The 15401-nt window shown below is 42.9% G+C and carries 12 protein-coding genes; 8 read left to right on the forward strand and 4 right to left on the reverse strand.

What is annotated here, in order from left to right:
* Positions 1-113 precede the first annotated feature (113 nt).
* A complete protein-coding gene (gene ileS / locus CLV51_RS05005; protein WP_106526897.1) occupies positions 114-3440 on the forward strand; it encodes an isoleucine--tRNA ligase in 3327 nt (1108 codons plus the stop codon).
* Between the two features lie 6 nt (positions 3441-3446).
* The gene (locus CLV51_RS05010; protein WP_106526898.1) at positions 3447-4478 is read left to right on the forward strand and encodes a TraR/DksA family transcriptional regulator; all 1032 of its coding nucleotides are present in this window, start codon (positions 3447-3449) and stop codon (positions 4476-4478) included.
* A gap of 88 nt (positions 4479-4566) precedes the next feature.
* Here CLV51_RS05010 and CLV51_RS05015 read toward each other — a convergent pair whose 3' ends face one another.
* Both CLV51_RS05015 and CLV51_RS05020 read right to left on the reverse strand, forming a co-directional pair.
* The gene (locus CLV51_RS05015; RefSeq protein WP_106526899.1) at positions 4567-6078 is read right to left on the reverse strand and encodes a glycosyltransferase; all 1512 of its coding nucleotides are present in this window, start codon (positions 6076-6078) and stop codon (positions 4567-4569) included.
* Between the two features lie 219 nt (positions 6079-6297).
* The gene (locus CLV51_RS05020) at positions 6298-8130 is read right to left on the reverse strand and encodes an ABC transporter ATP-binding protein (protein WP_106526900.1); all 1833 of its coding nucleotides are present in this window, start codon (positions 8128-8130) and stop codon (positions 6298-6300) included.
* Positions 8131-8332: 202 nt separating this feature from the next.
* Here CLV51_RS05020 and rbfA point away from each other — a divergent pair, with 202 nt between their 5' ends.
* On the forward strand, positions 8333-8728 hold the full coding sequence (gene rbfA / locus CLV51_RS05025) for a 30S ribosome-binding factor RbfA (RefSeq protein WP_106526901.1): 396 nt from the start codon (positions 8333-8335) through the stop codon (positions 8726-8728).
* Positions 8729-8848: 120 nt separating this feature from the next.
* Positions 8849-10072, forward strand: coding sequence for an FtsX-like permease family protein (locus CLV51_RS05030; protein ID WP_106526902.1), 1224 nt, complete (start codon positions 8849-8851; stop codon positions 10070-10072).
* Between the two features lie 108 nt (positions 10073-10180).
* Here the strand turns inward: CLV51_RS05030 and CLV51_RS05035 are convergent, their stop codons facing one another.
* Positions 10181-11017, reverse strand: a complete 837-nt coding sequence (locus CLV51_RS05035) for a transketolase (RefSeq protein WP_106526903.1) — start codon at positions 11015-11017, stop codon at positions 10181-10183.
* 162 nt (positions 11018-11179) lie between these two features.
* Between CLV51_RS05035 and CLV51_RS05040 the strand changes: the two genes are divergently transcribed.
* Positions 11180-12322, forward strand: a complete 1143-nt coding sequence (locus CLV51_RS05040; RefSeq protein WP_106526904.1) for a glycosyltransferase family 4 protein — start codon at positions 11180-11182, stop codon at positions 12320-12322.
* A gap of 120 nt (positions 12323-12442) precedes the next feature.
* Positions 12443-13006, forward strand: a complete 564-nt coding sequence (frr, locus tag CLV51_RS05045; RefSeq protein ID WP_106526905.1) for a ribosome recycling factor — start codon at positions 12443-12445, stop codon at positions 13004-13006.
* A gap of 91 nt (positions 13007-13097) precedes the next feature.
* On the opposite strand, the gene CLV51_RS05050 is transcribed toward frr, so the two are convergent.
* On the reverse strand, positions 13098-13985 hold the full coding sequence (locus CLV51_RS05050; RefSeq protein ID WP_106526906.1) for a DMT family transporter: 888 nt from the start codon (positions 13983-13985) through the stop codon (positions 13098-13100).
* Between the two features lie 118 nt (positions 13986-14103).
* On the opposite strand from CLV51_RS05050, the gene CLV51_RS05055 reads away from it, so the two are divergent.
* The gene (locus tag CLV51_RS05055) at positions 14104-14850 is read left to right on the forward strand and encodes a PPK2 family polyphosphate kinase (protein ID WP_106526907.1); all 747 of its coding nucleotides are present in this window, start codon (positions 14104-14106) and stop codon (positions 14848-14850) included.
* 75 nt (positions 14851-14925) lie between these two features.
* Positions 14926-15351: a large conductance mechanosensitive channel protein MscL gene (gene mscL / locus CLV51_RS05060; RefSeq protein ID WP_106526908.1), complete on the forward strand. Its 426-nt coding sequence runs from the start codon at positions 14926-14928 to the stop codon at positions 15349-15351.
* The last annotated feature ends 50 nt before the right edge of the window (positions 15352-15401 follow it).

Genomic DNA, 15401 nt, shown 5'->3' on the forward strand with positions numbered 1-15401 from the left:
AAAAGCATCATTTTTGGTAAAGTTGCCGCTTTTGGTGCCAGCGTATTTTCTTAACTTCGCACAATTTTAATCAATTATTGTCTAAATAACATCAAAGGGCGGGGAATTGTTTTATGTCCAGCAAATATCAGGAATATAACCAGCTGAATTTACCTCAGATAGAGAAAGATATACTGCAACAGTGGGAGCAGCACCAGACTTTTGAGAAAAGTGTGGAAGTGCGCGATGGCGCCACTCCCTTTGTATTTTATGAAGGGCCTCCGAGTGCCAACGGTTTGCCGGGTATTCACCATGTTATTTCACGTACTTTAAAAGACCTGGTTTGCCGTTACAAAACAATGCGCGGCTTTCAGGTAAAGCGTAAAGGCGGTTGGGATACGCACGGTTTGCCTGTAGAGCTGGGTGTGGAAAAAACACTCGGTATTACCAAAGAAGATATCGGTAAAAAGATTTCTGTTGCAGAATACAACGAAACCTGCCGCAGAGAAGTATTGAAATATAAAGACAAATGGGATGACCTGACCCGTAAAATGGGTTATTGGGTAGATCTGAAAGACCCTTACATCACTTTTGATAATAATTACATAGAAACCCTGTGGTGGTGTCTTCAAACCCTTTATAAGAAGGGATTCCTGTATAAGAGCGTAAGCATTCAGCCCTACTCTCCCGCTGCCGGTACAGGTTTGAGCTCGCATGAACTGAACCAGCCAGGCACTTATAAAGATGTAAAAGACACTACTGTAGTGGCAATGTTTAAAGCCCTGCAGGCAGATAATTCACAGTTTATTTTTGATGCTGCCGGTACAGATGAGGTGTTCTTCCTCGCCTGGACCACTACCCCGTGGACTTTGCCATCCAATCTCGGTTTGACAGTTGGGTCTAATATAGAATACGCACTGGTAAGCACTTTCAATCAATATACACACCTGCCGGTGAATGTAATAATGGCCAAAGTGTTATTGGGCAAGTATTTCAAGGCGGAAGGAGAAAATGCAGATTTTGACGTTTATAAAGAAGGCGACAAAGTTATTCCATGGAAAGTGCTGACCAGCTTCAAAGGCAGCCAACTGGAGAATATCCGCTATGAGCAACTATTGCCTTACGCACAGCCGGAAGAAGGTGATCCGTTCCGTATAATCCTCGGAGATTTTGTGACTACAGAAGATGGAACAGGTATAGTACATACTGCTCCTGCTTTTGGCGCAGACGATAACCGGGTAGGTAAAAAATATGGCATTGGCATTTTAACACTGGTAGACAGAACCGGTAAATTCACAGAGAATGTTGGAGAGTTTTCCGGCAGATATGTGAAGAACTATAAAGATGATCCTGACTACAAAGATGTAGATGTGGACATTGCTGTGAAGCTGAAGAAAGAGAACCGTGCCTTTAAAGTAGAAAAATACGAACATACTTATCCTCATTGCTGGCGTACAGATAAGCCGGTACTCTATTATCCGCTGGATGCCTGGTTTATCAAAACCACCGCGGTGAAAGACAGAATGGTGGAACTGAATAAAACCATTAACTGGAAACCTGCCTTTACAGGAACCGGTCGTTTTGGTAACTGGCTGGAGAATATGGTAGACTGGAACCTTAGCCGCAGCCGTTATTGGGGCACTCCATTGCCTATCTGGCGTACAGAAGATGGTACAGAAGAAATTTGCATAGGCGGTATTGAAGAATTGAATACAGAGATCCGCAAAGCCAACCAGGTATTGGGTGGTGATGTAAATAAATCCTATCTCCATGAAGGTATCCTGGATTTGCATAAACCTTATGTAGATGATATCATCCTGGTGAGTGCCAGTGGTAAGCCTATGCGCCGTGAGCCTGATCTGGTGGATGTTTGGTTTGACAGTGGTGCGATGCCATATGCACAATGGCATTATCCGTTCGAGAACAAAGAATTAGTGGATAAAGGGGAAGCTTTCCCGGCTGATTTTATTGCTGAAGGAGTGGATCAAACCCGTGGCTGGTTCTACACACTACATGCACTGGGTGTTATGTTGTTTGATAGCGTTGCCTATAAAACAGTGGTTTCTAACGGACTGGTACTGGATGCCAAAGGCCAGAAAATGAGTAAGCGCCTCGGTAATGTAGTGAACCCTTTTGAAACGATTGAGCAATTTGGTGCAGATGCAACCCGTTGGTACCTTATCACCAACGCATCTCCATGGGATAGTTTGAAATTTGATGTGAAAGGTATAGGGGAAGCACAACGCAAGCTGTTCGGCACCCTGTATAATACATATAACTTCTTTGCCATGTATGCAAACCTTGATAATTTTACTTTCAAGGAAGCTTATATACCATTGGAAGAGCGCCCTGAAATTGATCGTTGGATCATTTCTGTGTTAAATACCCTGGTAAAGGATGTAACTACCAGTTTTGATGATTACGAACCTACGCAGGCGGGCAGAGCAGTGGAGCGTTTTGTGGATGAGCAGTTGAGTAACTGGTATGTACGTTTGTGCCGTCGCCGGTTCTGGAAAGGAGAATATGAACATGATAAGATTAGTGCTTATCAAACCCTATACGAATGTCTGGAAAAAATCATCCAATTGATGGCGCCGGTGTCTCCGTTTTTCACGGACTGGTTATTCAATAACCTGAATAAAGTGAGCGGACGCAACCAGGCTGCTTCTATCCATCACACTGATTTTCCTGTGGTGAATGAAGGTGCTGTAGATACTGATCTGGAAGAACGGATGCAGCTGGCACAGGACATCTCCTCACTGGTACTATCCTTGCGTAAGAAGGTGAATATTAAAGTTCGCCAACCTTTGCAAAAAATTTTAATCCCAATTGGAAATGCACGTATGCAGGAGCAGGTTGAAAAGGTGGCTACCCTCATAAAAAGTGAGGTAAATGTGAAAGGGATTGATTATCTTACGGAAACGGAGGGTTTCATCAAGAAAAAGATTAAGCCTAACTTTAAATCGCTCGGCGGCAAAATGGGAGCAAAGATGAAATCTGTTGCAGCCGTTATCGGCGGGTTTACAGATACAGATATTGCCGCAATTGAGCGTGACGGCCATTTCAACCTGGTTGTGGAAGGAGAGCAGTTGCAAATCCAACTCTCTGATGTAGAGATCATTTCTGAAGATATTCCGGGATGGACAGTAGCTAATAAAGGCGCCTTAACGGTAGCGCTCGACATTACTATTACTCCCCAGTTACAGGACGAAGGAAATGCCAGGGAACTGGTAAATCGGATACAAAAGATCCGTAAAGACAGCGATTTTGCATTGACCGACAGAATAAATGTTACAGTAGAAACTGTGGATACGCTGAAGTCGGCGATTATAAACTATAATGACTATATTTGCACGGAAATTTTGGCAGATAGCGTGGAATTAGTGGAGCGATTACAAGATGGTACAGAAATAGAGGTGAATGACCTTAAATTTAATGTATTAGTTAACAAAAAAAGCTAATCCCCCATGGCAACAAAAAAGAAGGTTGCTAGCAAAACGACCCAAAAGGTAGCTCAGGCTAAAAAGCCAGTGGCAAAGAAGGCACAGACTGCAAAGAAAGCTGCCAAACCTGTCCCGGCCAAAAAAGCCGCGCCCGCTCCTAAGAAAGCGGCTGCCAAAAAAGCAGCGCCCAAAGTAGCCAAGCCAGCAGCCAAAAAAGCCGTGGTAGCTAAAAGTACTACTAAAAAGGCAGCACCCGCGCCCAAATCAGCAGTAAAAAAGGCTCCAGCCATAAAAAACAGTAAAACATCATCCGTCCAGAAAGTTGCTGTACCTGCAAAATCGACCGTTAAAAAAGAGCCTGCTGTAAAGCAGCAAGTGGTTACGAAAAAAGTTGCCGCTGAAAAAGAGAAACCATTTATTTCTAAGTCAGAAGAAAAAGAACTTAAAACGATGGCAGTAAAGAAAGCAGATAATAAGGAAGAAGTTGCTAAGGAAAAAGAATCCGGTAAAAAAGCAGCCGAAAAGCCTGTTGTTAAGGCCGAAAAGTCAGTAAAGGCGGAAAAATCCGAGAAACCCGAAAAAACTGAAAAAAACGAAAAAAAAGGTGGTAAAACTACGTTGGTAACTTACCAGCCTGAATTTACCAAGTCGGTGCTGGATCAACCTGCACCTTCAACCGGCCCCGTGTATAGATACAGTGATTCTGATCTGCAGGAGTTTAGAGAATTGATCCAAAAGAAGCTGGAATCAGCTAAAAAGGAGCTCATCTACCTGCAAGGACTAATTACCCGTAAGGACGAAGCCGGAACCGATGATACTGAAAATAAATACATGAGCATGGAAGATGGCAGCGGCTCACAGGAAAGAGAGCAGCTCAACCAGATGGCCAGCCGTCAGATCCAGTTCATAGATCATTTGGAAAAAGCAATGATGCGTATTGAAAATAAAACCTATGGTATTTGCCGCGTAACCGGTAAACTCATAGACAAAGCACGCCTCAGAGCCGTTCCTCACGCTACATTGAGCATTGAAGCCAAATTGGCAAAAAGTAAATAGCCTTTTCTCACGCAAAGGCGCAAAAAAATAAGGCGCAAAGGATTATTCCTTTGCGCCTTATTTTTTTGCGCCTTTGCGTGAGAAAGCATTAGCAGGGAGTGGTTTGCTTGCTGCGCATTTGTTGCACGGCCAGGTATAATAAGCCTGCACCAGCTAAACTAACCAGACTTCCTATCCCGATTTTCCGTACCTGCTTTTTACTGATAACAGGTAACCTGATCCCAAATTTCCCCGTACCTGCCTGCGCTATATCCAGTAAGGGCGTGAGTGAGAGGCCACTGATAATTTTATCGGCAACTTTTTCTACATAGTCGTGTTGATGTCGTGGACAAAAAGCCACGCCGATGCCGGCTTCTGTTAATAGCCTGGTATCATGCTGTCCATCTCCCACATAAATAATATTTTGTGTAGTAATATGGAATTGCTGCGCTATGTAAGGGAACATATTGCTTTTACAATAGTTTCCTTCTTTAATAAAATAATCTGCGACGGTGAATGCGCCTGTAGCCACACTGTTTGCCAGGTGCAACTTATTGGCAAATACGAAATCCATTCCCAGTTTGTTCTTTATATGACGGGCTACGGTACCAGATCCATCAGTGATAAGACCACAAGCGTAGCCCCTCTTCTTTAGTTCACGTACCACTTCTCTGATGCCTGGTACCAAAGGAATAGCGTCCGCTACTTCTAATAACTCAGCAATGTTGCGGCCTTCGAAAAGAGCAGCAGTCAATTCCATGGTGGTAACAGTATCATGTTGCTCCGACAGGATTTTCTGCAGCTTATCTTCCTGATCAAAGGCTACAGCAGCCCATTGCAGGTAGTTTTGTGTAAATACTGCATGGTCGAGGTTGAATATGACCATCTTCTGCAACTTATCAATAGATTCCAGGATGGAATATTCCATCTGTTCACGTATCAGATTAATATTACCCAGTGTTTCCAGGTTTTCCTGCGGGATGTTTTCGGCTTTACGCAGGATGGTGCGTGATACCTCTCTCGACATTTTGCTGAGTTGTTCCCAGGTCTGCATGGCATTTTCAATTTTGCCAATGTTCGCTTCTTTAATGCGGGCGCCCAGCTGGTGCATATCTATCAACAAACCAATGTCTACACCATAATCATTTTCAAAATGCACTTTGGATAAAAATGATTTGCGGCCAGCGATCATGCCGCTGAGTGGTTGCTGAAAATGAGCGAGGTCAGGATATAAAATACTCAGCAGTGGCTTGGCCACCAATTGGGTGACCCTGCCTGCCTGCCGCTCAAAGTAGGATTTGACGAAGTCGGCTTCATCGCTCTCGATAGGACCAGTTAAGAGGTCTATAATATTGTCGGGGTAAGTAAGGATATCGCCATCAACATACGCAATAATATCGTGTTTTGCTGCCATCATTCCTTCGCGCATGGAAATTCCTTTGCCGCGCTGGCTGCTGGTGATTACCCGCACATGTTCTTTCATGGCTTCTTCTACCGTATTATCAGTAGAATTATCATCTACAACAATGATCTCAATTTTGCGTGATGTTTTTTTTACGGTTTTTATAACCTGGCGTATGGTAGCACCTTCGTTTAATACAGGAATTACGATAGAAATCATAGGAGTTCGCTATGTTAAAGGTTAATAAAATACAAGCGCTGAAAAGAGCTGTTGTTGGCATTATCAGGGCGGGTCTATTACAAAAACCATACCTGTAACGATTATTTTGTATTAAGAACAGATGATGGAGATGCTTGTTGGGACTGATTAAATGCAAAACGTCCCGCGATTAAGCGGGACGTTTTGCATTTACATATATGGGTATACGTTAGGATCCCTCTATTTGAATTCCTGCATTTCTACCAGTTTGTGATAGATGCCATTTTGTGCCAGCAGATGTTCATGTGTGCCACGTTCTTTAATTTCTCCCTGGTCCATTACAATAATTTCATTAGCATGTTGTATAGTACTGAGACGATGTGCAATTACAATAGTAGTACGGTTTTGCATCAGTTTGTCCAGTGCCCCCTGTACCAGTTTTTCCGATTCTGTATCCAGTGCGGAAGTGGCTTCATCCAATATCAGGATAGGTGGATTTTTGAAGATCGCTCTGGCAATGGTGAGGCGTTGACGCTGGCCACCACTGAGTTTTAGGCCACGATCCCCAATAGAGGTTTCATAACCGTTTTCCAGTTGTTCTATAAATTCATGTGCATTGGCAATCTTAGCAGCAGTGATCACGGCTTCTTTGTTTGCGTCAGGATATCCAAATGCGATGTTGTTAAACACGGTATCATTGAATAAAATAGCTTCCTGGGATACTACTCCGATCAGGCCACGCAGATCACCCAGTTTCAGATCACGTATATCGTTGCCGTCTATACGAATAGCACCTTCACTTACATCATAGAAACGAGGTAATATATCTGCCATGGTAGATTTACCGGCGCCGCTACGGCCTACCAGTGCTACCATCTGGCCTTTCTGTATATTCAGATTAATATGTTTGAGCACATATTGCTGCTCATATTTAAAAGATACATTTTCATATTGCACACTGGCATTGAACTGACTAACCGATTTCGCATCCGGCTTTTCAGTAACAGCTACCGGTGTATCCAGTACATTAAAAATACGTTCACTGGCTACGATGCCTCTTTGCATGGTGGTGATGGCAGTAGAAATATTTTTAGCAGGTTGCATGATCTGGGAATAGAATACGAGGTAGGCCATGAAAGTGGCGCCGGTAAGCAGATCGCTGCCATTCAGTACAAGTGTACCACCGTAAATCAGTAATACTATTACTACTATTACCCCCAGTATTTCAGATACAGGAGAAGCCAGCTCCCGCTGATTAAACATAGCCTTGCTCATGGAAACAAAACGATGATTCACATCACCGAATTTTTTCTGCATAAACTTCTCCCCTGTAAATGACTGAATGATACGTATACCACCCAACGTTTCTTCTGTTACATTCAGGATTTTCCCCAATAACTCCTGACTGTACCATCCCTTTTGTTTTAATTTTTTGGAGATATAAGAGATGAGCACACCGGATATAGGAAAAAACACGATGGTAAACAGTGTGAGCTTAGCTGAAAGGTAAAACAGGGCTGCAAAGTAGGCGATTATAATGAACGGATCACGTAGTAAGATCTGAATGGAGTTGACAACAGACCCTTCCACTTCCTGCACGTCATTGGCCATGGTGGATAAAAGGTCACCTTTTTGATTTTGACTGTAAAAGCCCAGCGATTGCTCCGTAAACTTGTTATATAAATTAGTACGCAATCTCGACAGCATGGTCATTTTTAACCGTGTAATTACCCGGGTGCTTAAATAACGGCCCATATTGGCGATCACCACACTCACACCTATGATGGCACAAACAAAGTACAGCGCACCTTGTTTGGAGCCATTAGTTGTAATGTAATTATTGAAATGATATTTAAAAAGATCTACAAAATAACTGATAGACAAAGAAAAATGAGGCTGTTTCAGCACTTTTTCCACGGTGCCTACCTGGTCAAAAATTACATTGAGCAGGGGGATCAGCATGGCAAAATTGACCATGCCAAACACAATACCTATGATAGTGTAGATAACATATTCCGGAATATAATGATGTAAGGGAGTAGCAAATTTGAGTAATCGCTTGATTGTCTTCATTCCTAAAAACTGGCTTTTAATATAGCAGGCAAAAATAGCACAATTACCTTACGCCGGACTCTAATTGCCGCTAATCTTTCCGGGAAATGGTTAATTTCGCATCTGATAGGGCTGTTGGTGGCAGGTTCCTGTTTGGCGCTATGCTGTAAATATGCTATTATCGTGCATAGGGCCGTTTTACTAACGATTAAAATTGAATGAGATGCAGGAAACTAAAAGGCAAAAGCAAATAGGACAATTAGTACAGGAAGAACTCAGTGGTATCTTTCAGCGGATGGGATTTAATGTGGTAGATGGAGGAATGATATCTATAGCTGCTGTAAAAATGACACCTGATCTGCTGGAAGCAAAGGTATACCTGAGCATGTTCCAGATTAAATCTCCCACAGAAATGCTGGAGCGGATCAAGGAAAGAATGGGAGAGATAAAGAAAGCCCTTGGATTACGTGTAGGAAAGCAGTTACGCAGAATGCCTGAGCTGAGCATTTTCCTGGACGATACCCTGGACTATGTATTTAAGATGGAAGAGTTGTTCAAGAAGATTAAAGAAGACGACGCTAATATTAAAGATAGCGGTGCAAATAAAGACACAAAATAAATTGGATATAAACACTGTTTCACGCAAAGGCACAAAGGAACAAAGTCGCAAAGGTTTTATAAATTATCCCTTTGCGACTTTGTTCCTTTGTGCCTTTGCGTGAAACGCTTCTTTTAAACTATGATCTGGCAATTTGCTTCCCGTTACTTCATGGCTAAAAAATCTACCAATGCTATTAATATTATAGCCTGGGTAAGCGTGGCGGCCATTGCTGTTGGAGTTGGGGCACTGATTGTGATCCTGAGTGTGTTCAATGGTTTCGAAGGATTGGTTAAATCTCTTTACTCTTCCTTTTACCCGGCCATTAAAATAGCCGCCACCAACGGGAAAACGATCCTGCTTACGCCGGCTCAATTGCAACAGATCACCGCTGTACCGGGTGTAGCCCATTTTTCAGAAGTAATAGAAGAGAAGGCGGTGCTTCGCTACGGTGACGAGCCTACGATTGCCGTTTTAAAGGGCGTGGACAGCAATTATAATTACGTAACTGATGTAAAAAACAAGATCGTACGGGGCCGGTTTGATATAGGCGATGAAGTAGCCTATCGGGCAGTATTGGGCCTGGAGCTGGAGGGCGCACTGGGTGTGGATGTGGTACATAGCCTGGCACCTGTTACCGTATACGTACCACGCAGAAAAGTGAATGCTTTTGTTACACCGGAAGATGCCCTGAACAATGGGGTACTTTATCCTGCAGGTACTTTTGCTATTCAGCAGGAGTTTAACAGTAAATACGTTATTACCAACATTGAGTTTTTGCGTAAGCTGCTGGAGCTTGGGGATAATGAGATGTCGGCGCTGGAAATAGGCATACGGCCAGGGGCAAACGAAAATGAGTTAAAAGTGAAACTGCAACAGTTGCTGGGCGCGGGTTATAAGGTCCAAACCCGGTATGAGCAGAACCAATCACTTTATGCCATTATGCAAACGGAGAAATGGGCGGTGTATGTAATACTCAGTTTCATTATGATAATAGCTGCTTTCAATATGATAGGGTCTTTATATATGCTGGTCATAGAGAAGCAAAAAGATATTACCATACTTAAAGCCATGGGCGCGCGGAAATCATTGATCATGCGTATTTTTTTGGCAGAAGGGTTAATTATTGCGGGAATAGGGACCTTGCTGGGTTTTACGCTGGGCATCGCATTTTGTTTGTTACAACAGCGTTTCGGGATTATTAAACTGGAGGGGACTTCATTTCTCGTAGATGCGTACCCGGTAAGTATGCATCCGGAAGATTTTGTGCTGGTGTTTGTAACAATTATGGTGATAGGGTTGCTGGCCAGCCTGTATCCTGCCAGAAGAGCGGCAATAGAAGCGATTGCCCTGACAGCAACATGAGCAATAGCTGTTAGCTTTTAGTATTTAGCTATTAGTGTAATAAAAGAGGGTTCACATATATCCTATGCGAACCCTCTTTTATTATACTAATAGCTAAAAGCTAATTGCTTAATAATCTCCCAGTGTTTCAGGTAACTGTGCCAATGCTTTAGCCAGTTGCTCATCGCTTGGGGCTATACCATGCCATTCGTGGTGACCTTCCATGAAGTCAACACCCTGGCCCATTACAGTTTTCATCATGATGGCGATAGGTTTGCCCTGACCGGTAAGGCCTTTGGCTTTTTCGAGTGTTGCAACTAATGCATCCATATCATTGCCATCAGTGTGGAGTACCAGCCATCCGAAAACTTCGAATTTAGCAGCTACATCGCCCAGGCCGGCTACATCATCCGTAGTACCATCAATCTGTTGGCCGTTGAGATCCACAGTAATGATCAGGTTATCTACTTTATGGTGTGGTGCAAACATGATGGCTTCCCAGTTCTGGCCTTCTTCCAGTTCTCCGTCACCATGCAGGGTATACACCAGGTTTTTATCGTTATTCAGTTTTTTAGCGAGTGCTGCGCCTATTGCTACGCTCATCCCCTGGCCGAGTGAACCGGAGGCAACACGAACACCAGGCAGGTGCTCATGAGTGGTTGGATGGCCTTGCAGGCGGGAGTTCAGTTTACGGAAAGTACTCAATTCCGGTACCGGAAAATATCCGGAACGGGCCAGCGCGCTATAAAATACCGGAGAAATATGGCCGTTGGACAGGAAGAACAGGTCCTGATTTTTACCATCCATATCAAACGGTGCCGGTTTGTGATCCATTACTTTAAAATACAGTGCAGTAAAGAAATCCGCGCAACCTAAAGAGCCGCCCGGATGTCCGCTTTGAACGCCGTGTACCATCCTTACAATATCCCTTCTGATCTGGGTAGCAATATCTTTGAGCTGTGGCATGATAGTTGTTTGATTTTGTGCCGCAAAACTAATAGAATTTCGTAGAATTTGTGGCTTTGAATGTTTTTTTTGCGATCTCAAATTATCAATAATCTTGGTTTTTTTTATGTTTCGATTCACATTTCATTGAAATTAATATCTTTGCACAATTAAGCCCCACTAATGGAGAATGTATTAATTGCTACCGTCCTAAGTTTTGTAGTTACCTATTTTTCCATTCCAATACTTATCAGAGTGGCGGAATTAAAACACTTATACGACGAACCGGACGAACGAAAAACGCATAAACAACGTGTACCAACGTTGGGTGGAATCGGATTTTTCTCCGGATTCATCATCGCTGCCGCCATCTGTGTTCCTGCCATGGCCAATTCGCCGTTCCAATACATGATGGCTGCCTTCTTTATCATTTTTATGGTGGGCATGAAAGATGATATCGTAGGTCTGTCTCCGTTAAAAAAATTAATTGGTCAACTAGCTGCCTCTTTTGCTATTATCTATCTCGGCAACCTCCAGATAACAAGCATGTACGGTTTCATGGGAATCTATGCATTGTCTCCTAATATCAGCCTGATGCTGACGTACTTCACCTTCGTTGTGGTTATTAATGCCTTTAACCTGATTGATGGAGTGGATGGTCATGCCGGTAGTATAGGGTTACTGGTAAGTGCTGTACTGGGTGCTTATTTCCTGCATGTAGGGGAAATTACTTATGCTGTGCTGGGCTTTGCACTGGCAGGCGGACTAGCTAGTTTCTTAATTTATAACATCTCTCCTGCCCGTATTTTTATGGGAGATACAGGATCTTTACTGATAGGATTGGTGAATGCGGTGCTGGTACTGAAATTTATTGATGTGGCTGGAAATCCTGCCGGGAAAATGCCTATCGGGGCCACCCCAGCAGTAGCTTTTGCCATTCTGATTGTACCACTGTTTGATACATTGCGCGTATTTGCCGTACGCATGTTACAAGGCAGGTCTCCTTTTTCAGCAGACAGGAATCACATCCATCACTACCTGCTGGATCTTAAATTGAATCACAAACAAACTACGCTGGTGTCTGTAGCGATTAATGCCATCTATATTCTGGGAGCATTTCTGTTACAGGGACTAGGTGCCACCTGGTTATTAATAGGAGTATTTGGTTCAGCTACCTTTTTTACAGGAATGTTGTACCTGGCACGCAGAAAAAAGCTGACTGCCAAACCTGTTGTTGCTCCAGCTATTGTGCAGCCTGCTGTAGCTACAGCAGAAGCTACCAAGATTTTACGTGTTACAACAGAGGGTGTATTGCAGGATAAATAATTTTTGAACATACTACCTGTTTTGTCTTATCAACCGCTTTTTCTCCTTCCATATTTGAGCGCGTTTCTTTGATGATTAAAAGAAAACCTGTAGGTTTGCACGCACTTAACTATTTATGTTATGCAAGATGATCTAACGCTTATCATTGATGAAGCAGCGGACTCGATGAAGAAAGCAATCGGGCACCTGGAAACGGAACTGACTAAAGTTAGGGCTGGAAAAGCCAATCCGCAAATACTGGATGGCATTTACGTAGACTATTACGGCGCGCCAACTGCATTGAACCAGGTAGCTAACGTGAGTGTTGCTGATGCCCGCACCCTGACGGTACAACCCTGGGAAAAGAACATGCTGCAACCTATTGAAAGGGCTATCATAGCAGCTAATATCGGTATCAACCCTCAGAATGATGGGGTGATTATCCGTTTATTCCTGCCGCCATTAACCGAAGAACGCAGGAAAGAATTTGTGAAAAGGGTGAATAATGAAGGTGAACAGGCAAAGGTCGCCATCAGAAATATTCGCCGTGATGGTATTGAAGGGGTTAAGAAGTTACAGAAAGACGGCCTGAGTGAAGACACTGCAAAGGATGCCGAAGCAGAAATCCAACAAACGACCGACAAGTATATTGTGTTGGTAGATAAACATTGCGAAGCGAAGGAAAAAGAGATCATGGCGATTTAAGCAACTATTGATCTTTAGTATAAAATTTTGAAAGCGGAGATATCAGCAGGTTTAGGTCTGCTGATATCTCCGCTTTCTTTTTAGCTAAAAGCTAACGGCTAACAGCTGGTTTGTTGGCTCTGTTTACAAGATATACCCCAAATAAGATGAGCCCCATGCACAATACCTGTACCCAGGTAATAGGCTCTTTGGCTACGAGGCCCCAGCCTATAGCTACTAACGGTAACGCATATGCCACCATAGAGGCCATCATGGATCCTGCACGTTTGATTAGCAGGAAAAATAATACTGCCGCTACACCAGTGCCCATTACTCCCAGTACAACACCGGCTGAAAGTGAACGCCATGGCGCATTGGGCTGTGTGAATGGAGGAAAGAAATTACTGAACAACAGCACAGGAAAGGTAAATATTGCGCAAAAAAACATGGCAATGGATCCCAGATGGAGGGAGCCAAAGTCTTTCAGCTTATGATGCACCATACTGATATTTACACCATAACTCACGGTGGCCAATATCACCAGCAGGCCATAATGCCAATGCGTATTAGTATTGATACCTTTGGAGGTAAATAAGAAAACCACCCCCAACAACCCTACGAATATACCTGTGAGTTGTGCTTTTTTAAAAGGACTTTTAAATAATACAATGCCTGCCAATAGCGCCATCAATGGCGTTAGTGCATTTAAAATGCCTGCCAGTGAGCTGTCTATCTCGGTTTCGGCCAGGCAAAACAGAAAAGCGGGGATACCATTCCCCAGGATTCCCGACAGTATAATAAGCGGAATTTTGTTTGGAGGTGTTTGCCGGATCGCTTTCGGAAAAAAGGGAAACAGCGCAATACCTGCTGCTACTAATCGTAAGCTGGCAACCTGATATGGAGTGAATGATTCCAGTCCTATTTTCATCAGTATAAAGGAGCTGCCCCAGGTAAGCGACAATAACAGAAAAACTCCCCAGTGAGTGAAACGTTGGTTCATAAAGACATTTTGAAGCTACAAAGGTGCAGGTATATGGATATTCCAACAAAATATAAATCGTGTTATTGCAACAGTTCTGAGTTGATTTTGTTAAATTTATTTATAAGAATGCAAATACATGAGCAAGATCAAGTTGTCAACTATCAGCACCACCGCACCAAAAAAATTGGATAAAGAAAAAATAAAGGCGGAAACCGGGGATATTCTGGTTGAACTGGATGAGCTGCAGAATCTATTATACGCACAGCATAAATACAGTGTGTTGCTGGTGGTGCAAGGTATGGATGCCAGTGGCAAAGACGGTGTTATCAAAAACGTTACCGGTACCCTGAACCCACAAGGCTGTTTGGTACATTCTTTTAAAACCCCTACATCCGAAGAAACAGATCATGATTTTTTATGGCGTGTGCATCTGCATGCTCCCGGCAAAGGAATAATACAGGTATTTAACCGTTCGCACTATGAAGATATTTTAATTCAGCGGGTACACAATTGGATCGATGATAAGACTGCCTATAAACGCATGGAAGCTATCAATGATTTCGAGAAGCTACTATCCGTGCATAATAACACGCAGATCATCAAATGTTATCTGCACGTATCACAGGAGGCACAGCAACAACGGCTGACAGAGCGTACCGAAGATCCGCGCAAGATGTGGAAGTATAATGAGAATGATTTAGCAGAAGCTAAGCTATGGGATAAATATATGGATGCTTACGAAGATGCGATCAACCATTGTAATTATGTTCCGTGGCTTATTGTGCCGGCAGATCATAACTGGTACAAAGAATATGTGATTGCACTAACGTTAAGGGATACACTGAAATCGCTGAAGATGAAATACCCCCGGTTAAAGAAATAATGCATTAATAATTAATCTCTTCAGTGATTATACGCTACTTTTGTACACTTATTTTAACCAATAAAACCTTGCATTATGTCGTTCATTAAAGAGTTTAAAGAATTTGCCATGAAAGGCAATGTAATGGATCTTGCTGTGGGTGTGATCATTGGAGCTGCATTTGGTAAGATTGTTACATCGCTGGTAGACAATTTATTGATGCCTATTGTAAGTATTTTTTTGCGTGGTGCTAACTTCACCGACAAGTTCCTGTATCTGGATTCCAGTAAAGGGACAGACTTTAAAACGCTGGATGCAGCAAAGAAAGCAGGTGCCAATGTATTTGCGTATGGTGCCTTCATCCAAAGCGTGATTGATTTTCTGATCATTGCTTTTTGTATTTTCTTGTTGGTGAAGTTCATGAATAGACTTACTGATAAAAAAGCCCCTGCTCCTGCAGCACCTACAGCACAGGAAACATTACTCATGGAAATCCGTGACGAATTAAGAAAGTCAAAATAATTCTCTGCTATACACCCTCATTCAGATTTCTTCTTATAAGAGGAGATCTG

The sequence above is a fragment of the Chitinophaga niastensis genome, from assembly GCF_003014755.1.
Classification (GTDB): Bacteria; Bacteroidota; Bacteroidia; order Chitinophagales; family Chitinophagaceae; genus Chitinophaga; species Chitinophaga niastensis.